Source organism: Georgenia sp. G2120 (genome assembly GCF_055326485.1).
This window is the reverse complement of sequence record NZ_JBUZNL010000004.1, coordinates 1-19,189: the sequence shown is the minus strand read 5'-3', so window position 1 is coordinate 19,189 and position 19,189 is coordinate 1. Positions and strand designations below refer to the sequence as shown.

Genomic DNA, 19,189 nt, shown 5'->3' with positions numbered 1-19,189 from the left:
CCGCTACCGCCTCAGCTCGATGACGGTCTGACCGATGCGCACCGGGACGCCGGCGGGCACCTGGATCGCCGTGCCGATCCGCTGGCCGGCCACGGTCGTGCCGTTCGTGGAGCCGAGGTCCTCGAGGAACCACTTGCCGTCCCGCGGGAAGAACCGGGCGTGGCGCGAGGAGGCGTAGTCGTCCTCGAGGACGAGCGTGCACGACTCGGCGCGCCCCACGAGGATCGCGGAGCGGGACAGGGGGACCGACGTGCCGGTGAGCGGCCCCTCGGTGACGATGAGCCGGGTCGGGACGTCCCGGCCGGCCGACGGCCGGCCGGGGCCACCGGCGGACCGACCGGTGCGGGAGGGCCGGCCGCGCACGGGGCGGGGCGAGACGCGGGTCCCGAAGATGTCGTTGCGCAGCACGAGCACGGCGAGCAGCACGAACAACCAGAGTCCGGCCAGGTAGCCCACGCGCAGGAGCGTGACGACGAGCTCGTTCACGCGCTCAGACCTCGTCCTCGCCGGTCCAGAACATGATCCGCGAACGACCGAGCGTGATCGTGTTGCCGTCGACCAGCGTGGCGGCGGTGATGCGGTGCCCCTCGACGAACGTGCCGTTGGTCGACCCGAGGTCGGTGGCGATGACGGCCTGCGGCGTCACGGAGATCTCGAGGTGCTTGCGGGAGACCCCGGAGTCGTCGAGCACGATGTCGGACTCCGAGCCGCGGCCGAGGACCGTGACCGGACCGGTGAGGAGATAGCGGCGTCCGTCGATGTCGAGGATCGGGTGCGCCGCGGTGGCCGTCGCGGCGGCCGCGGGCGCCACCGCGCCGCGCCGCGTGGCGGAGCGGACCTGGATGCGCCCGGTGCTCAGCGAGTCGTTGACGACGAAGTCGATGTCCACCGGGCCGACGAAGCTGTAGGACTGCGAGGTGGCGTGCTCGGTCGCGGCCGCCGTCATCTCTCCGGCCAGCGCGTCGTGCCCCCACTCCTGGACGCGCGCCAGGTCGTTCGGGGCGAGCTCGACGTGGAACTCGTTCGGGGCGACCGTGCGGTCGCGGGTCAGCGTGGCTGCCCGCTCGTCCATCTCCCGCCGCACCGCCGAGGCGATCTCGACGGGCTTGACCTCCGAGCGGAAGGCCTTGGAGAACGCCGTGGACACCACGTTCTCCACGCCCTTCTCGAAGCGGTCGAGGATGCCCATCGGTGCGGTGCTCCTTGCTGGTGGTCCGGGCCGCGCCGGGAGGGCCGGGCGGTGTACGGGCACGTTGCCTCAGGAGATGGTAACGACCCGCGGCCGCGGAACGGGACGGCGCCCCGGACAGGCCCGCCGCGATCCGGACCGGACAGGTGACGCGCGGGCGCCGACGCGGGTGCCCCCGTGGCCAGGACCGATGTCGGACATAGCGGGCGTGGGGGTGGCGGGGACCGGGCGGAGGGACCACGCTTGAGGCATGGATCTCCACGCCGGAACCGGGACCGAAGCACGAGAGACCGAGAGCTACCGACTGGACGACGCGACCGTCGAGGCCGTCGACGCCTGGTGGCGGGCGTCGAACTACCTGGCCGTCGGCCAGATCTACCTCATGCGCAACGCGTTGCTGCGGCGGCCGCTCGAGGAGGGGGACATCAAACCCCGCCTGCTCGGCCACTGGGGCACCTCGCCGGGCCAGAACTTCCTCTACGCGCACCTCAACCACCAGATCATCGAGCGGGACCTCGACGCGGTCTATCTCAGCGGCCCCGGGCACGGCGGCCCCTCGCTCGTGGCGGCCGCCTGGCTCGAGGGCACGTACTCCGAGGTCTACTCGCACGTGGGGCCGGACGAGCGCGGCGTCGACGAGCTCTTCCGCCAGTTCTCGTTCCCCGGCGGCGTCCCCAGCCACGTAGCGCCCGAGACGCCCGGGTCGATCCACGAGGGCGGCGAGCTCGGCTACGTCCTCTCCCACGCCTACGGCGCGGCCTTCGACAACCCGGGCACCATCGCCGTCGCGGTCATCGGCGACGGCGAGGCCGAGACCGGGCCCCTGGCCACCGGCTGGCACGGCAACAAGTTCCTCGACCCCACGGTCGACGGCACCGTGCTCCCGATCCTCCACCTCAACGGGTACAAGATCGCCAACCCCACGATCTTCGACCGCATGCCCGAGGGTGAGCTCGAGTCCCTGATGGTCGGGTACGGACACAAGCCGTACTTCTTCGAGGGCGGGTTCGACGACGAGGACGTCGCGCAGACGCACCGTCGCTTCGCCGCCCTGCTCGCCGAGGTGCTCGACGAGATCGCGGACATCCGGGCCCGCGCCGCCGACGGCACCCTCGAGGACCGGCCGCGGTGGCCGATGATCGTCTTCCGCACGCCGAAGGGCTGGACGGGCCCGAAGGAGATCGACGGGCAGCCCGTCGAGGGCACGTGGCGCAGCCACCAGGTGCCGATGAACCACGTGCGAGGCAACGCCGAGTACACGCGGATGCTCGAGGAGTGGATGCGCAGCTACCGGCCCGAGGAGCTGTTCGACGACGAGGGTCGCATCGTCGACGTCGTCGCGCGCAACAACCCCTCCGGAGAGCGCCGGATGAGCGCGAACCCCCACGCCAACGGCGGGACCCTCACGCGGGACCTCGACCTGCCCGACTTCCGGGACCACGCCGTCGACGTGCCCGCGCCCGGCGGGACGATGGGCGAGGCGACCCGCACGCTCGGGAGCTGGCTCGCCGGCGTGGTCGACCGCAACCGCACGAACTTCCGCGTCTTCGGCCCGGACGAGACGGCGTCGAACCGGCTGAACGCCACCGTCGACGTGGCCGGCAAGGCATGGCAGGGCGAGATCGTCGGGACCGACGTCGACCTGTCCCGCTCCGGACGCGTGATGGAGGTGCTCTCGGAGCACCAGGTGCAGGGCTGGCTCGAGGGCTACCTGCTCACCGGCCGCCACGGCGTGCTCAACAGCTACGAGGCGTTCGTCCACATCGTCGACTCGATGTTCAACCAGCACGCCAAGTGGCTGGACGCGAGCAACGACATCCCGTGGCGCGTGCCGATCCCGTCGCTCAACTACCTGCTGTCCTCGCACGTGTGGCGCCAGGACCACAACGGGTTCTCCCACCAGGACCCCGGGTTCCTCGACGTCGTGATGAACAAGACCGCCGACGTCACCCGCATCTACCTGCCGCCGGACGCCAACACCCTGCTGTCGACGTTCGACCACGTGCTGCGCAGCAAGGGGTACGTCAACGTCGTCGTGGCCGGGAAGCAGCCCAACCCCCAGTGGCTGACGATGGACGAGGCCGTGCTGCACTGCGCGCGCGGCATCGGCATCTGGGACTGGGCCGGGACCGAGGTGCGGGGCGAGAAGCCGGACGTCGTCATCGGCTGCGCCGGCGACATCCCCACGATGGAGGCCATCGCGGCCGCCGGGGTGCTCGCGGAGCATCTGCCCGACCTGCGGATCCGCGTGGTCAACGTGGTGGACCTCATGCGGCTGCAGGACGAGCGGGAGCACCCGCACGGGATGAGCCACCGGGACTTCGACGCCCTGTTCACCACCGACCGCCCGGTGATCTTCGCGTTCCACGGCTACCCGGCGCTCGTCCACCGCCTCACCTACCGGCGGACGAACCACGGCAACATCCACGTCCGTGGGTTCAAGGAGGAGGGCAGCACGACGACCCCCTTCAACATGCTGATGGTCAACGACCTCGACCGGTACCGGCTCGCCGTCGACGTCATCGACCGCGTCCCCGGCCTCGCCGAGCGTGCGGCCGGGCTGCGGCAGGAGCTGCTCGACACCCGCGAGCGGGCGAAGCAGTATGCGCGCACGCACGGCGAGGACCTCCCCGAGGTCGCGGAGTGGAGGTTCACGGACAGCAGGGGCCAGGAGGTGCGGCTCGGGTCGACCGACGACACGGGCGGCGACAACGCCTGACCCACCCGCCCTCGTCGAGACTGCGGTTGGTGCCCGTCGAGATTGCGGTTGGGAGCCCGCCTCCGTGTCGAGAGTGCGGCTCAGGTCGAGCTCATCGAGATTGAGGTTCGTCGTCGGGAGGTCGCGGTCCACGGTCGAGAGTGCGGCTGACGCCCCGCGCACGGGGCTGAACCGGCGCGGACCTGCGCAACCGGTGTGCGGGATCACGCCCGTGGACGCCCGGATGCCCGGGCGTCCACGGGAACCGGGGTGATAGTCTCCTCTACGCTGTTTGCCGCAGTCGAGCGGCTCGCGCGAGTGGCGGAATTGGCAGACGCGCACGGTTCAGGTCCGTGTGCCCGAAAGGGCGTGGGGGTTCAAGTCCCCCTTCGCGCACAGTGTGATGTCCCAGGACATCGTGAGCGGCTGAACCCCCGGTAACGGGGGTTCAGCCGTTTTCCGTCCTGCCGACGGCCCCGGGGGCCGCCGCCTCTACGCTCACCACATGACGGACAGCCACGACGCCCCCGACGACGCCGTCGAGCTCGCCCACCAGCTCCTCGACCTCGCGCGTCGGGGCGAGACCGAGCGCCTCACCGCCTACGTCGACGCCGGCGCCCCGGTCGACCTCGCAGGGGCGGACGGCAACACGCTCCTCATGCTCGCGGCCTACCACGGGCACGCGGACCTCGTCGGGGCGCTCGCCGAGCGCGGCGCCGACGTCGACCGGCTCAACTCCCGCTCCCAGTCCCCGCTCGCCGGCGCGATCTTCAAGGGGGAGGCCGACGTCGTCACCACCCTGCTCGAGGCAGGGGCCGATCCCGACGCCGGGCAGCCCTCGGCGCGGGGCACCGCCGAGTACTTCGGCCGCACGGACCTCCTTCCGCCCGTCTGACGCCCACTGCTCGGAGTGGACTGCCGACGCCGACGCGCGCCCGTACCGTGGCGCCATGTCCTGGAACACCACGATCGCCGTCGTCGAGGGTGCTCAGCCGGCCGAGCTCGAACGGGCCGGCCTTCAGCCCCGGGAGGGCAGCGTCCTCGCCGACTTCGCCCTCGGCGGCCCCCCGGACGACGTCGGCCACCCGGGCGCCGTGATCGCCGGTTCCGTGCCCGGCGGAACGGTGGTGCTCGGCGACCTGATGGACGTGCTCGAGCTGGCTCCCACCCTCGCGCCGGCACTCGGCCGCACTGTCCGGCTCGCGGTGTTCGGCGGGACCTCGGACAGTTACCTGTGGCAGGTGATCACGCCGGAGGGGCCGGTCCGCGAGCTGCGCTCGCAGTCGGGGGAGACCGACGCCGACGACGGCCAGCCCGACCCCGCGGAGGCAGCCTCCGGTCTCGGGGTGCTCTCCGAGGACACCCTCATCGCGCTCCTCGAACGGACGACGGGCGTCACCTTCGACGACGCCCTCCTCGAGACTCCGACGACGCCGTACGTCCGCTTCGGACCGGACACCGCACCGTCGGGCCCGTCCGCGGCGCCGGGCCTGACCGCGTCCGCGCCCCGCCGCCGCAGCCTCCTCGACCGGATCCTTGGCCGCGGCTGACGTCATCCCGTCCGACGAACAGCCGCCCGACGTCGGCTGAGGACCGCCCCGACGCCGCTGCTTCGGTGGCTACCGGTAGCCGTCCTCCTCCTCCGCCATGACCTGCATCGCCTCGAGCGCCGCGTTCTCCTCGACGATCTCGGCCGCACCCGCGGCCCGGGCGTCCGCGATCTCGGCCTCGTCGTCCCGTCCGAGGGCACGCAGGGCGTCGGCGAGCCCGATGGCGAGGCTCTGCTCGACGTCGGCGTAGTCCTCATCGCCCTCCCCGACGAGGTCGAGCCCCTCCACGTAGGTGTCGACGGCCTCCTCGTGGCGCCCCTGGGTGTCCAGCGCCGAGGCCAGTCCGTCGAGCGCCCGGGCGAGGAGGTCGGTGGCCTCCTCGTCGGCGCGGAGCCGCTCGAGCACGGACCGGTAGATGCGTTCGGCCTCGACAGGGCGCCCCGTGCTCTCGTGGAGCTCCCCGATGTCGTCGACCACCATGAACTCCTCCCACAGCAGCTCCGGGTCGCCGCTCAACAGATCCCGGGCCTCCTCGAGCCGGGGCAGCGCGGCCTCGGGGTCGTCGAGCCCGGCGAGCGTCCGGCCGATCTGCTGGATGACGTGGGCGCGTTCGTTGATCGTCGTCGGGCCGTCGTCCCAGGCGGCGAGCGCGCGCCGGTAGGCGGGCAGCGCGGCGCGGGGAGAATCGGTGGCGCGGTGGAGGTCCCCGAGCAGGCGCCAGGCCCGGCCCAGCTCCTTGGCCGGGCCGCCCGCCGCCTTGAACGCCGCGATGGCGCGGGCGACCGACCCGCGCGCCTCGTCGAGGTCGCCGTCCCTGTGGTGGAACCGGGCGAGCGCCAGCCACGCCGTGCCTTCCGCGGCGCCCGCGTCCTCCGTGTCCGCCCGTGCGGCCGCGAGGTTGGCCTCGTGCTCGGCGAGCTGGACGTCCCGGGGGAGTGCCATCAGGCGGAGGAGCTCTTGGAGCTCCTCGTTCTCCTTCCGGAGCACCTCGCTCTTGCGCCGCAGCGCGTCTGAGTCATCCTCCGCGGCGATCGCGGCGCGTGCGTGATCGTCGTCGGTGGTCGATGGATCCTCGTGCACGTCGCCTCCGGCTGTCGGTCGAGCGGTCTCGTCGGTCGAGCGGTCAGGTCAGGCGGGTCACCCACGCGTGTGAGCGCAGCCCGCCGGCGGGCCCGCTGCCCCGCCCGTCTCCCATCGTGGTCCCCGGGCGGCCGGCGGACAACGCGGATCCCCAGGGTGGAACACTCGGCCCGTGTCCACACCCCCCGAGCACCCGGACTCCGCCCGCGCGGCCGAGCCGGACGCAGCCGTCACGCGCACCGACGTCGCCGTCGTCGGCCTCGGAGCCTGGGGCTCGCAGGCGCTGTGGCGGCTCGCGGAGCGGGGTGTCGACGTCGTCGGGGTCGAGCAGTTCGACGTCGGGCACGCCCTCGGCTCGACCCACGGCACCACCCGCCTGTTCCGCGAGCTGTGCCTGGAGCACCCCTGCCTCACTCCGGTGGCCGGCCGCGCCCGCGAGCTGTGGCGCGAGCTCGAGAACGTGACCGGGACCGAGCTCCTGCGGCTCACGGGAGGCGTCATGGCGGGACCGCCGGACGGTCGCGTCGTCACCGGCGTCGCGTCCGCCGCCGACGCCGCCGGCCACCGTGTCGAGCAACTCGGTGCCGTCGAGGCCAGGGACCGGTTCCGCGTCCTGCGCCAGCTGCCCGACCACCACGTCGCGCTCCTCGACCCGGCCGCCGGCCTCGCGCGCCCGGAGGACGGGGTGCGGGCCGCGGTCGCCGCCGCCACGGCCGCCGGCGCACGAGTGGCGCGCGCCCGCGTCGACGGGATCGACGAGTCAGGGTCCGGCGTCGTCGTCCGCCTGGCAGGCGGGGGACGGATCGAGGCGAGCCAGGTGGTCGTCGCCGCCGGCGCCTGGACGTCGCGGCTGGTGGACCTCGATCTGCGCCCCCGCCGCGTCCCCATGTTCTGGTTCGACGGCCGCGACTCCGAGGACCTCGTGCCGGGCGGGATCCTCGACCTCGACCGGTTCCCGGTCATCATCCGCGAGCTCGACGACGGGCGGTGCATCTGGGGTCATGGCGCCTCACGGCCGGGGGAGCGGGGCGGGTTCTCCGTCAAGCTCGGCCTCGACGACGACGGGACCGACGGCCTCGGCTTCTCGGACGCCGACCCGGACCACCTCGACCGTTCGATCGACCTGCGCCGGGATGCCGCGGCGCTCGCCGACGCGGTCGCGACCGCCTACCCGGACGTGGACCCGACGCCGCTGTCCGGTGTCGCCTGCATGTACACGCGCTCGGCCGACGGCAACTTCCACGTCGGCCGCGTGCCCGGCCGCGACCGGGTGCTCGTCGCGGCCGGCGACTCCGGGCACGGGCACAAGCACGCTCCGGGGGTGGGGGAGCTCCTCGCCCAGGAGGCCGTGGGGGAGGGCCCGTTCGCCGACGTCGGGTTCATGCGCGTCCGTCGGTAGTCCACGACGAGGCGCGGCCACCCACCGGCACCCCACCCAAAATGTTAATGTCCGCGTATGAATGCGGACAACAAAGCATGTGGGCTCGACCCGTCCTCGGAGTTCGTCGAGCTCGCGGCCGAGGTGATGGGCCTGCTCTCGGACCCGACCCGGGTCCGCATCGTGCTCGCCCTGCGCCGGTCCGAGGAGCTGGCGGTGGGCGCGCTGGCGGAGATCGTGGGCAAGAAGCCGTCCGCGGTCTCGCAGCACCTCGCGAGGCTGCGGATGGCACGGATGGTCACCACCCGGCCCGAGGGGACGAGCGTGCTCTACCGGCTCGCGGACGAGCACGCGGTGGCCCTCGTGGTCGAGGCGGTGCGGCAGGCGGAGCACGCGGTGGCCAACGGGCAGAACCCGCCCCACCACCACACGCCGACGCCGTAACCCCGGCGCCGTCCACCGCTCGCGGATCACGAGGTCCCATGCTCACCGTTCTGAGGAACCCCACCTACGCCAAGCTGTTCGTCGCGCAGGTCGTCGCGCTGCTCGGCACGGGCCTGCTCACCGTCGCCCTGGGCCTGCTCGCCTTCGACATCGTGGGCGGCGACGCCGGGGTCGTCATGGGTGTGGCAATGACGATCAAGATGATCGCCTACGTCGCCGTCTCTCCCGTCACCACGGCGCTCGCGGCACGCCTGCCCCGCAAGCCGGTGCTCGTGGGCGCCGACCTCGTCCGCGCCGGTGTCGCGATGTCCCTGCCGTTCGTCACCGAGGCGTGGCAGATCTACGTCCTCATCTTCCTCCTCCAGTCCGCCTCGGCGACCTTCACCCCGACCTTCCAGGCCGTCATCCCCTCGGTGCTGCCGGACGAGCGTGACTACACCCGCGCCCTCTCGCTCTCGCGCCTGGCCTACGACCTGGAGTCGCTGATCAGCCCGATGCTGGCCGCCGCGCTGCTGACGGTCATCACGTACAACAACCTGTTCGTCGGCACCGTGATCGGGTTCCTCGCCTCCGCCGTCCTCGTCGTCGCCTCGCGGTTCCCGCACATCGAGCCCCCCGAGCCCGCGCGGTTCTTCGACCGCCTCACCCGCGGGGTGCGGTCGTTCTGGGCGAGACCGGAGCTGCGCGGCCTCATGGGACTCAACCTCGTCGTCGCGACGACCACGGCGATGGTCATCGTCAACACCGTCGTGCTCGTCCAGGGCGACCTGGGCCGCACGCGGTCCGACGTCGCCCTGCTGCTCGCCGCCTACGGGGGCGGGTCGATGGTCGTGGCCCTGTGGATGCCCAGGCTCCTCGACACCCTGCCCGACCGCCGGGTGATGCTCACCGGCGGCATCGCCCTGCCCATCCTGCTGGCCGCCTCGGCCGGCGTGATCGGCGCGGAGGCGGTGGCCACTCAGTGGGTCGCGCTGCTCGTCCTGTGGTTCCTGCTCGGCGCGGCGACCTCGACGATCCTCACCCCCTCGGCCCGGCTGCTGCGCCGCAACAGTCACGAGGGCAACCGGCCCGCCGTGTTCGCGGCGCAGTTCTCCCTCTCGCACGCCTGCTTCCTGGTCACCTACCCGCTCGCCGGCACCCTGGGCGCCGCCATCGGCCTGCCTGCGGTCGCGCTCGTCCTCGTGGCCGTCGGCGTCGTCGGCGCCGTCCTGGCGCTGGTCACCTGGCGGTCCGACGTCCCGGTCGCCGTCGGCCGCTGAACGCTCACCCCCGCACGGGGGAGCGGACTCCCCCGACCGGTTGATCCCCGCCGCCCCACCGTCCGCCACACTGTCGGTCATGGTGCAGTCCGCGCTCGGGTTCGTCCTCGTCGTCGCCACGGCGGTGGTCAACGCCCTGATCGTCGCCGTCGTCGCGCGCCGGCTGCTCGGCGCACCGGTGGGCTGGCCGCGCACGATCATCGTCGCGCTCATCGGCAACACCGCCGCCGCGGCGCTCCTCAACCGCGTGCTCGAGGGACTGCACATCGGCACGGACCAGCCCCTCGCCGGCGCGGCGGACCCGCTGCCGCTGACGGTCATCGTCGTGCTCGGCGCCGCCTGGGTCCTCGTCCTGGAGATCATGGTCCTCGCCGTGCTCGAGGCCGTCGTCCCGACCGGCGCGCTCCCGTCCCCGATCGCGTTCGTCCGGGGGACGCCCGCCCGGTTCCGCCGCGCGCGCCGCTACGCCGAGGTCGTCCAGATCGCGGCCCGCCACGGGCTCGTCGCATGGTTGCGCCCCCGCATGCCCAGACGGAGCGACGACGCCGCCGCCCCGCACACCACCGCCCGGGCCCTGCGGCGGGCGCTCGAGGACGCCGGCGTCACGTTCGTCAAGCTCGGCCAGATGCTGTCCACGCGGCCGGACCTCGTGCCCGCCCCCGTCGTCGCCGAGCTCTCCCGCCTGCACTCCGACGTGCCTGCGCTCTCGTGGGAGGAGGTCCGCCCGGTGGTCGACGCCTCCCTCGGGCGCCCCCTGGAGGAGGTCTTCGCCCACGTCGACACGACCCCGCTCGCCGCCGCCTCGGTCGCCCAGGTGCACACCGCCCGCCTCCACGACGGATCCGACGTGGTCCTCAAGATCCAGCGCCCGGGTGCGCGCCAGCAGGTCACCGGCGACATGGACATCGTCCTGCGGCTCGCGGACCGGCTCGACCGCACCACCTCATGGGGCCGCAGCCTCGGCCTGCGCACGCTCGCCCGCGGGTTCGCCGACTCCCTCGACGAGGAGCTCGACTACCGGGTCGAGCTCGCCAACATGCAGGCGATGGCGGCGTCGACCACCACGGACCTCGTCCACGTCCCGCGCGCCCACCCGGAGATCAGCTCGCGCACCCTGCTCGTCATGGAGCGCATCGAGGGGGCGCCGTTGTCCTCGCCGCGCGCCGACGTCGACCGGCTCCGCCTCGACGAGCGGGACGCCCTGAGCCAGGCACTCGTCGGCACGATCCTGCGCCAGGTCCTCGTCACGGGCGTCTTCCACGCCGACCTCCATCCGGGCAACGTCATGCTGCGCCCCGACGGCACCCTCGGCCTCCTCGACCTCGGATCCGTGGGGCGCCTCGACTCCGGCTCGCGCGGCTCTCTCGGTCTCGTCCTCGCCGCCGTCGAGCGCGGGGACGCGATCGCCACGACCGACGCGCTCGTCGACCTCCTCGACCGCCCGCCGGGGCTGGACGACCGGGCGCTCGAGCGGGAGGTCGGGCAGCTCCTCACCCGCCTCGCCGTGCTGGACCCCGCCGGCTCGTCGGCCGTGTTCGCCGACCTGCTGAGCATCGTGCTGCGCCACCGGTTCACCGTCCCGCCGCAGCTGGCCGGGGCGTTCCGGGCGCTCGGCTCGCTCGAGGGCACGATCGCGCTCCTGCACAGCGAGGTCGACCTCGTCTCCGCCGCCCGCGCCGAGGGCCGCACGCTCTCCCGCGAGAAGCTGGGGCCGAACGCCGTCAAGGACGCCCTGCTCGGGCAGGTCGCGTCCGTCCTCCCGATGCTCCAACGCCTGCCGCGCCGCCTCAACCGGCTGACGGAGGACCTCGAGGCCGGCCGCTTCACGATGAACACCCGCGTGCTCGGCCACGAGGACGACCGCGCCTTCGTCACCGGCATCCTCCAGCAGCTCATCGTCGCGGTCCTCGCCGCCGCGCTCGGGCTCGCCGGCGCCCTGCTCATCAGCACCCCGGGCGGCCCCGACCTGGCCGAGGGCATCCGCATCCTGCCGGTCGTCGGAGCTGCGCTCCTCCTCTTCGCGTTCACCCTCGGTGCCCGCGTCCTCGTCCAGGTCTTCCTCGGGGACCAGGACCAGGCCCGACGTCGGAGCGAACGCCGCTAGCGCCCCACCGACCTGCGCCGGGCGCGCCTCCTGCGGGAGGATGACGCATGCCGTCGTTGCCGAAGCTGCCCACGTACGCCGACCTCGACCGGGCGCTGGGCTCGACGTTCGCGCTCAAGTGGGTGATGAACGTCTGGCCGCCCATGCTGTTCTCGGGCATCCGCATCACGCACATCTCCCCGGACGCGCGCGATGTGCGCGTGCGCCTGGCGAAGAACCCGCTGACCTCGAACTACGTCGGCACCCAGTTCGGCGGCTCGCTGTACGCGATGACCGACCCGTTCTGGATGCTGCTCGTGGGCCGTGCGCTCGGTCCCGGCTACACGGTGTGGGACAAGCGCGGCGAGATCGACTACCTCCGGCCCGGGCGGACCGCGGTCGAGGCCGAGTTCCGCGTGACCGACGAGCTCCTCGAGCAGATCCGGTCGGGTGCCGCCGACGGCGCTGCGCACCTGCACTGGCTGAGCACCGACGTCGTGGCCACCGACGGCACCGTGGTCGCCCGCGTCCGCAAGCAGCTGCACGTCCGGCTCAACCCCACATCGACGCTCCGTGAGCCGGAGGAGGCGGTGGCCCGCGACGTCTGAGCCCGCGGTCGGCGACGCTTGAGCCGGCGGTCCGCGACGCCTGAGCCGGCGGCCCCGCACTACCCTGGTCGCCACCCGTGCGGACGGCGCGCCCCGCGCACGTCGAGCTGCGGCGTGAGACGGAGGAGAGCATGCGGATCGGTGTCCCCACCGAGGTCCTCGACCACGAGGGGCGGGTCGGCCTGACGCCGGCCGGCGTCCAGGAGCTCGTCGGCGACGGGCACGGTGTGGTCGTCCAGTCCGGGGCCGGCGTCCACTCGGGTCTGACCGACGACGACTACGCGGCCGCGGGTGCCACGCTCACCGACGACCCGGCCGAGGCGTGGGCCGCGGACCTCGTCGTCAAGGTCAAGGAGCCGGTCGAGGCCGAGTTCCCCTTCCTCCGCGACGGCCAGGTGCTGTTCACCTACCTCCACCTCGCGGCCGACCGGCCGCTGACGGAGCGGCTCCTCGAGTCGGGGACCACGGCCATCGCCTACGAGACCGTCCAGGACGACTCGGGCCGCCTGCCTCTGCTCGCGCCGATGTCGCAGATCGCGGGCCGGATGGCGGGCATGGTCGGGGCGAACCTCCTCGACGCGACCCGCGGCGGGACCGGCGTGCTCATGGGCGGCATCGCCGGTGTGGCCCCGGCCGAGGTGGTCGTGCTGGGGGCGGGGGTCGCCGGCGCCGGTGCGGCGACGTTCGCACTCGGGATGCACGCCTCCGTCACGGTCTTCGACAACCGCATCCCGGCGCTGCGCCGCCTCGACGACTCGTTCGGTCCCGCCGTGCGTACGCTCGCGGCGACCGGCCAGGCGATCGAGGAGGCCGTTCTGCGCGCGGACCTCGTCGTCGGGACCGTGCTCGTCCCGGGCGCCCATGCGCCCCAGCTCGTCGGCCGGGACCTCGTGGGGGAGATGCGGCCCGGTGCCGCGCTCGTCGACATCTCGATCGACCAGGGCGGCTGCTTCGAGGTCTCGCGCCCGACCACCCACTCCGCGCCCACGTTCCGGGTCGGCGAGCAGACCGTGTACGCCGTCGCGAACATGCCGGCCGCCTTCCCACGGACCTCGACCTTCGCGCTCACCTCGCTCACGCTGCCGCATGTCCGGGCGCTCGCGGGGGAGGACGGGTGGCGTGCGGCGCTCGACGCTGACCCGCACCTTGCCAAGGGGCTCAACGTCGACGCGGGCGGCGTGCGTCACGCGGGGGTGGCGGAGGCGCACGGCCTCGAGCTCGCCGGCTGACGCGGCGGCGGCCGGGCGGCGGCCACCGATCCGGGCCACCGTTCCCGGCCACCGCTCCGGGAAGCCGCCCCCGGGCGCCCGGGTCGACGCCGCCGACCTCGTCGAGTCCTCGCTGCGCCGGGCCAACCTGTGGAACGAGGTCGAGGACGGGCGCGACCGGCCCGGCCGGCTCGTCGAGTACGACACCACGGAGACGATCTTCCAGAACCCGGCCAACCAGCAGACCGTGGACTACGTCACCGGCCGCTTCGGCTGACCTCGCACCACCACGCACGACGACGAACGGCGCCGCCCCCTCGCGGGGAGCGGCGCCGTTCGCGGCGCTGCGGGCTCAGCCGCGCGCGCGGAGCGCCTCGAGCAGCGCCGGGACTACCTCGTGGAGGTCGCCGAGGACCCCGAGGTCGGCGAGCTCGAACATCGGGGAGTCCTCGTCGTCGTTGACCACGACGATCGTGCCGGAGCGCTGCATCCCGGACGTGTGCTGGACGGCGCCCGAGATGCCGAGCCCGATGTAGAACCGCGGCGCGACGACCTCGCCGGTCTGCCCGATCTGCGCGGCGAACGGCACCCAGCCCTCGTCGACCGCGGAGCGGGTGGCGCCGACGGCGGCGCCGAGCGCGTCCGCGAGCTCCTCGACGATCGGCCACTGCTCGCCGGAGCCGACCCCGAGTCCACCGGCCACGACCACGTCGGCCTCGGTGATCGCAGGTCTTCCGCCGTCCGTGACGGCCACCTCGCGGCCGATCACCGCCGCCCCCAGGGAGGTCGGCGCGGGCAGCTCGACCCGGCGGCCGGCACCCGGTCCGGATGCGGGGGCGACGAGCGAGGGGTCGACGACGACGACCGCCGTACCGCCCGTCTGGACGCAGCTGACGACCCACTGGTTCCACGCCACCGACTTCTTCGTGCTGAGGGAGCCGTCGTCCTGGCGGGTCACGGTGTCGGCGCCCCACAGCGGGGCGACCCCGAGGCGGACGGCGAGCCGACCCGCCGCCTCGCGGGCGTCCGGCGTGGCGGGGGCGAGGACCACCGTCACGTCGTCGAGCAGCTCGACCGCACCGGCGAGGGCGTCGACGAGCGGAGAGACGAGGACGTCGGCGTCGGGGGAGGGAGCCAGGGCGACGACGTCGGCACCCGCGGCGGCCGCGGCCGCGGCGAGCGCGTCGTGCTCGGCGGCGGGCGCCGAGGCCACGGCGGCCACGTCCCCGGCGTCGAGCGTCCGGGCGAGCGCGAGGAGCGCGAGGGAGTCCGGCGTGGGCGCGGCGGCGGCGGTCTCGAGCAGGACGAGGGCGGTCACTTCGCGGCTCCGATCGTTCCGGTGGAGGTGAGGAGATCGATGATCCGGACGACCGCCTCGTCGGTGTCGGTGACGAGCTCGGCGCGGGTGCCTGCCGCCACCTGCTCGGCGTCGGTGACCCCCCATGCCCGCTGCGGACGCTCGACCTCGAGGTCGTCGAGGCCGAGGACCTCGACCGGCTTCGTGCGGGCGGAGCGCAGGCCCATGAAGTTGGGGATCCGCGGCTCGGCGGCCTGCTCCACCACCGAGGCGACCAGCGGCAGCGGGGCGCTGACCGTCCGGGAGACAGGGCCGGTCACGCGCCGGCCGGTGAGGACGCCGTCCGTCAGGGCGACGTCCTCGATGTGCGTGACGTGCGGGAGCCCGAGCAGCTCGGCGATCATCGCCGGGATCACGCCGCCCATGCCGTCGGTGGCGAGGTTGCCGGCCAGCACGAGGTCCGGCTCGAGGCGGGCGAGGGCGGCGGCGAGGACGCGCGCGGTCGTCAGGGAGTCGGACCCGGAGAGCCGGTCGTCGACCACGTGCACGGCGTCGTCCGCGCCGGCGGCCAGCGCCTTGCGCAGGGAGGGCTCCGCCAGAGCGGGCCCCATCGTCAGGGCCGTGACCGTGTCGCCGTCGACCCGCAGGTCCTCGGCGACCGCGATCGCCCGCGAGTCGGTCTCCGATAGCACGCCCGGCTCGCGCACGATCTGCCAGTACCTCCCGGCGAACACCACCGGCTCCTCGGGATCCGGGACGTGCTTGACGAGCACGACGATCTTCACTGCTGGCTCCTCACGATCGGGTGGGACCGGCGTCGTCGTCCGACGGGCGTGCGCGCGCGTCCCGGTGCATCCCGGACATCCTCCCTCACCCGCTCGGGGGCGCGACGGCGCGGACCCGCCGTGGCGGCCGGTTCGTGCCGCTTGGGCCGACGCCCAGCAGGCGCGGATCGGCGACGAACGGGACCTACGTCCCCGTGCGCCGCCTGGAGGACCCGGCGGGGCCCGACGACGGGGCCGCCCGGCCGACGGGCGCGCCCCGAGGCCCAGGTTCGACCGCCCGGTGGCCTGGACCACACCCGCTCTCACCTGCGTGCACATGATGTGCACAGGTTCCCCGACGCGACGTCGCCCGGACACCTTCGGTCCACCGGACCGACAGGTTGGCGACACCGCCCCGGGGTGGGATGTCTCCGCCACTTCCCCCCGCTCCTCGGAGGACACCCATGTCAGTTGTGCCCGCACGACGGCGACCACGCGGCGTCACCACCGCGCTCGGTCTGCTCGTCACCTCGAGCTTCACGGCCGCGCTCGTCGCACCCGCCGCCGCCACCCCGCTCCCCGAGCCCGACGCGCCCACCGCCGAGGACACCGCGGAGACGGACTCCGCGGCCCCCGCCGACGCGGCGCCGGCCGAGACGCCGGCCGAGACGCCCACCGAGGGCGGCGAGGCTCCCTCCGAGGGGCCGGCCCCCGAGGAGACCGCGGTCGCGGACGACTACCTCGACGTGTCCAACGAGGGCACCGCGATCGTCAGCGAGCAGACCGCCACGCAGATCGCGCCGGGCGCGGTCCTCACCGAGTTCACCCGCCTCGAGTCGGCCGGGTGGCTGCAGGGCGCGATCCTCGACATCGACCTCACGAGCCCCGCGATCTCGCTGGACTACATGGACTCCGGTGAGGTCGCCGGCACCTCGACCATCTCCGAGATGATCGACGAGGCCGACGCCGTGGCCGGCATCAACGGATCCGGCTTCGACATCGGCAACTCCGGCTCGTCCAACGGCGTCGGCGTCGACCCCGAGACCGGGATCATCACCTCCCCGAACCCGAGCGACTCCTCCGCGCTCGTCATCGACTCCCAGGGTCTCGGCCTCATCACCGAGGTCTTCATGGAGGGCGTCGCCGTCGCGCCCGACGCCGGGTGGGAGCTCCCGCTCACCGGCGTCAACGCCTCGGAGTGGGACACCTCCGGCGTCGGCGTCTTCAACGACCGCTGGGGCACCTACGCCCGCGCGAACAACCTCGACGACCGCGCGAACGCCGTCGAGGTCTGGGTCGACCGCAACTCGGTGGTCACCCAGGCGGCGGCGCCCGTCGGCGAGGGCGAGATCCCCGCGGGGACCCGCATCGTCGTCGCGCCCGCCGGTGAGCTCGCCGACCAGCTGAGCTCGCTGGCCGTCGGCGACCGCCTCCAGACCAGCTACTCCGTGCGCTCCGACGCCGACGAGGTCGTCCTCGCCATCGGCGGGCACGGCGGCGGCAACGCGATCCTGCTCCGCGACGGCGTCCTGCACGACGCGTCCGACAACAGCCTCGCGCCCCGCACTGCCGTCGGCCTCGACGAGGCCGGCGAGCACCTCTACCTCGTCGTCATCGACGGGCGGCAGGCCAACTCGCGCGGCATGAGCCTCGACGAGACCGGCGAGTTCATGCAGCAGATCGGCTCGCACAACGCCCTCAACCTCGACGGCGGCGGCTCGACCCAGATGAACGCCACCCAGCCGGGCGAGGCCGACGACGACATCGTCAACAGCCCCTCCGACGGCACCGAGCGCAGCGACAGCAACGGGCTCGGCCTCATCGTCGGCCCGAGCTCCGGCGTCGTGCAGGACTACACCGTCCGCGGCGCGGACCGCGTGGCCAACACGAACCGGGTCTTTCCTGGCATGCACCGCCAGCTCGTCGCCCTCGGCTACGACGAGGCGATGCGCGCGGTCGACACCCCCGCCGAGACGTGGGCCTCCTCCGACGAGTCGGTCGCGACGGTCGACGCCGACGGCCTCGTCGCCGCGGGGGCGTCCGGTGCCACCACGGTCACCGCCACCACCCAGACAGAGGCCGGCGCCGCCGACGGCGAGCTCGACCTCGAGGTCCTCGGTGAGCTCGTCCGCGTGACCGCCGACCGGAGCGTCATGCAGCTCGGCGCCCCCGGCGAGCCGGTCACCGTCTCGCTCACCGGCTACGACCAGCAGGGCTACGAGGCGCCGGTCGACACCGCCGACATCCAGGCGTCCGTGGGCGAGGGGTTCACCGTCACGCCCGCGGGGTCGACGGCGTTCGTGGTCGACGCGACCGTCGAGTCCGGCGCCTCCGTCGTCGAGCTCGTCGTCGGCGAGCACACCATCCGCATCCCGGTCACCGTCGGCACCGAGCGTCTCGAGGTCACCGACCTCTCCGACGCCGCCGGCTGGACGTTCGGCCAGGCGCGCGCCTCCGGCACCATCGGCGTGACCGAGGGCCCCGAGGGACAGCCGGCGATCGAGGTCGGCTACGACTTCACCCAGTCGACCGGTACGCGCGGCGCCTACGCGATCGCCCCGGCCGCGATCGAGATGCCGGGTCAGCCGACCGCGGTCTCCCTCACCATCCGTGGTGACGGGACCGGCATCTGGCCCCGCCTCCAGGTCCGCGACGGCGACGGCGTGGTCCGTCAGCTCGACCCGATCAACATCGGCGCGGAGTACATCGACTGGACGGACGAGTGGCGTGAGGTCCAGTTCGGCGTGCCCGAGGGCGTGCCGTACCCGATCTCGCTCGAGCGCGTGCGCCTCATGGAGCAGAGCGCGGCCGACCAGTACACGGGATCGGTCGCCTTCACGGACATCGAGGTCATCGTCCCGCCGGACGCCGAGCAGATCAGCACCCCCGTGTGGGAGGACCACTCGCTCTCGCTCGCGGACGCGGCCGACGACGCGGGGCTGCGGGTGGCGGTGATGTCGGACGCGCAGTTCGTGGCGCGTGCGCCGGAGTCGCCGCAGGTCGAGAACGCTCGCCGTGGTCTGCAGGAGATCGTGGCCGAGGACCCGGACCTGCTGGTCATCAACGGTGACTTCACCGACGAGGCGGCGCCGGAGGACTTCGACCTCGCGCGCCGGATCCTCGACGAGGAGCTCGCCGAGACCGACCTGCCGTGGGTCTACGTCCCGGGCAACCACGAGATCATGGGTGGCCCGATCAGCAACTTCGTCGACGAGTTCGGCGAGACGTCGACGGTCCGCGACGTGGCCGGCACGCGCATCATCACCCTCAACTCCTCCACCGGTCGCCTCGGGGACGACTTCGGGCAGATGGTCATGCTGCGTCAGCAGCTGCTGCTGGCCCAGCTCGACCCGGAGATCACGGGCGTCATGGTGTTCTCGCACTACCCCCCGCGCGACTTCCTGCCGGGATCCCCGTCGGACATGGCGGACCGCCTCGAGGCCGCGACGCTCGAGTCCTGGTTGGGCGAGGTCGAGGACTCGGGCCGTTCGGTGATGTTCGTCGGCGCGGGCGTGGGGGCGTTCGACGTGTCGACCCGCGACGGTGTCGAGTACCTGACCAACGGCAACGTGGGCAAGTCTCCGAACTCGACCCCGGACCGCGGCGGCTTCTCGGGCTGGTCGATGATCGG

The 19,189-nt window shown here is 73.4% G+C and carries 16 protein-coding genes and 1 tRNA gene; 12 read left to right on the top strand and 5 right to left on the bottom strand.

Annotated features, from left to right (window positions below):
• Positions 1–3: 3 nt before the first annotated feature.
• Positions 4–486 carry an FHA domain-containing protein FhaB/FipA gene (locus ACZLMO_RS05695; RefSeq protein WP_425715852.1) on the bottom strand — a complete coding sequence of 161 codons (483 nt, stop codon included), beginning with the start codon at positions 484–486 and terminating at the stop codon, positions 4–6.
• A 4-nt stretch (positions 487–490) separates the two neighbouring features.
• Complete coding sequence (locus tag ACZLMO_RS05690) at positions 491–1,189, bottom strand: FhaA domain-containing protein (protein ID WP_425715853.1); 699 nt, start codon at positions 1,187–1,189, stop codon at positions 491–493.
• A 250-nt stretch (positions 1,190–1,439) separates the two neighbouring features.
• Between ACZLMO_RS05690 and ACZLMO_RS05685 the strand changes: the two genes are divergently transcribed.
• The 4 genes from ACZLMO_RS05685 (at position 1,440) to ACZLMO_RS05670 (ending at position 5,437) form a co-directional block, all read left to right on the top strand.
• Positions 1,440–3,908: a phosphoketolase family protein gene (locus tag ACZLMO_RS05685; protein WP_463653123.1), complete on the top strand. Its 2,469-nt coding sequence runs from the start codon at positions 1,440–1,442 to the stop codon at positions 3,906–3,908.
• 291 nt (positions 3,909–4,199) lie between these two features.
• A tRNA-Leu gene (locus ACZLMO_RS05680) sits at positions 4,200–4,283 on the top strand.
• 109 nt (positions 4,284–4,392) lie between these two features.
• The gene (locus ACZLMO_RS05675; RefSeq protein ID WP_463653122.1) at positions 4,393–4,782 is read left to right on the top strand and encodes an ankyrin repeat domain-containing protein; all 390 of its coding nucleotides are present in this window, start codon (positions 4,393–4,395) and stop codon (positions 4,780–4,782) included.
• Between the two features lie 55 nt (positions 4,783–4,837).
• Positions 4,838–5,437 carry a hypothetical protein gene (locus ACZLMO_RS05670; RefSeq protein ID WP_463653121.1) on the top strand — a complete coding sequence of 200 codons (600 nt, stop codon included), beginning with the start codon at positions 4,838–4,840 and terminating at the stop codon, positions 5,435–5,437.
• A 69-nt stretch (positions 5,438–5,506) separates the two neighbouring features.
• Here ACZLMO_RS05670 and ACZLMO_RS05665 read toward each other — a convergent pair whose 3' ends face one another.
• Positions 5,507–6,517, bottom strand: a complete 1,011-nt coding sequence (locus ACZLMO_RS05665) for a tetratricopeptide repeat protein (protein ID WP_425715857.1) — start codon at positions 6,515–6,517, stop codon at positions 5,507–5,509.
• Positions 6,518–6,689: 172 nt separating this feature from the next.
• On the opposite strand from ACZLMO_RS05665, the gene solA reads away from it, so the two are divergent.
• The 7 genes from solA (at position 6,690) to ACZLMO_RS05630 (ending at position 13,774) form a co-directional block, all read left to right on the top strand.
• Positions 6,690–7,916, top strand: coding sequence for an N-methyl-L-tryptophan oxidase (gene solA, locus ACZLMO_RS05660; RefSeq protein ID WP_425715858.1), 1,227 nt, complete (start codon positions 6,690–6,692; stop codon positions 7,914–7,916).
• Positions 7,917–7,973: 57 nt separating this feature from the next.
• Positions 7,974–8,339, top strand: coding sequence for an ArsR/SmtB family transcription factor (locus tag ACZLMO_RS05655; RefSeq protein WP_425715859.1), 366 nt, complete (start codon positions 7,974–7,976; stop codon positions 8,337–8,339).
• 38 nt (positions 8,340–8,377) lie between these two features.
• A complete protein-coding gene (locus ACZLMO_RS05650; RefSeq protein WP_425715860.1) occupies positions 8,378–9,598 on the top strand; it encodes an MFS transporter in 1,221 nt (406 codons plus the stop codon).
• Positions 9,599–9,677: 79 nt separating this feature from the next.
• Positions 9,678–11,702 (top strand): ABC1 kinase family protein, encoded by a 2,025-nt coding sequence (locus tag ACZLMO_RS05645; RefSeq protein WP_425715861.1) that lies wholly within the window; start codon positions 9,678–9,680, stop codon positions 11,700–11,702.
• 47 nt (positions 11,703–11,749) lie between these two features.
• Complete coding sequence (locus tag ACZLMO_RS05640) at positions 11,750–12,289, top strand: DUF4442 domain-containing protein (protein ID WP_425715862.1); 540 nt, start codon at positions 11,750–11,752, stop codon at positions 12,287–12,289.
• A 131-nt stretch (positions 12,290–12,420) separates the two neighbouring features.
• Positions 12,421–13,518, top strand: coding sequence for an alanine dehydrogenase (gene ald / locus ACZLMO_RS05635; protein ID WP_463653120.1), 1,098 nt, complete (start codon positions 12,421–12,423; stop codon positions 13,516–13,518).
• The gene (locus tag ACZLMO_RS05630; protein ID WP_425715864.1) at positions 13,436–13,774 is read left to right on the top strand and encodes an ATP-binding cassette domain-containing protein; all 339 of its coding nucleotides are present in this window, start codon (positions 13,436–13,438) and stop codon (positions 13,772–13,774) included. Before ald ends, ACZLMO_RS05630 begins: the two co-directional genes overlap by 83 nt.
• Before the next feature lie 75 nt (positions 13,775–13,849).
• On the opposite strand, the gene ACZLMO_RS05625 is transcribed toward ACZLMO_RS05630, so the two are convergent.
• Positions 13,850–14,815, bottom strand: a complete 966-nt coding sequence (locus ACZLMO_RS05625; RefSeq protein ID WP_425715865.1) for an electron transfer flavoprotein subunit alpha/FixB family protein — start codon at positions 14,813–14,815, stop codon at positions 13,850–13,852.
• Positions 14,812–15,579, bottom strand: a complete 768-nt coding sequence (locus ACZLMO_RS05620) for an electron transfer flavoprotein subunit beta/FixA family protein (protein WP_425715866.1) — start codon at positions 15,577–15,579, stop codon at positions 14,812–14,814. The genes ACZLMO_RS05625 and ACZLMO_RS05620 overlap by 4 nt, the downstream gene beginning before the upstream one ends.
• A gap of 443 nt (positions 15,580–16,022) precedes the next feature.
• Between ACZLMO_RS05620 and ACZLMO_RS05615 the strand changes: the two genes are divergently transcribed.
• The coding region (locus ACZLMO_RS05615; protein ID WP_463653119.1) for a phosphodiester glycosidase family protein at positions 16,023–19,189 on the top strand (3,167 nt) is incomplete at its 3' end.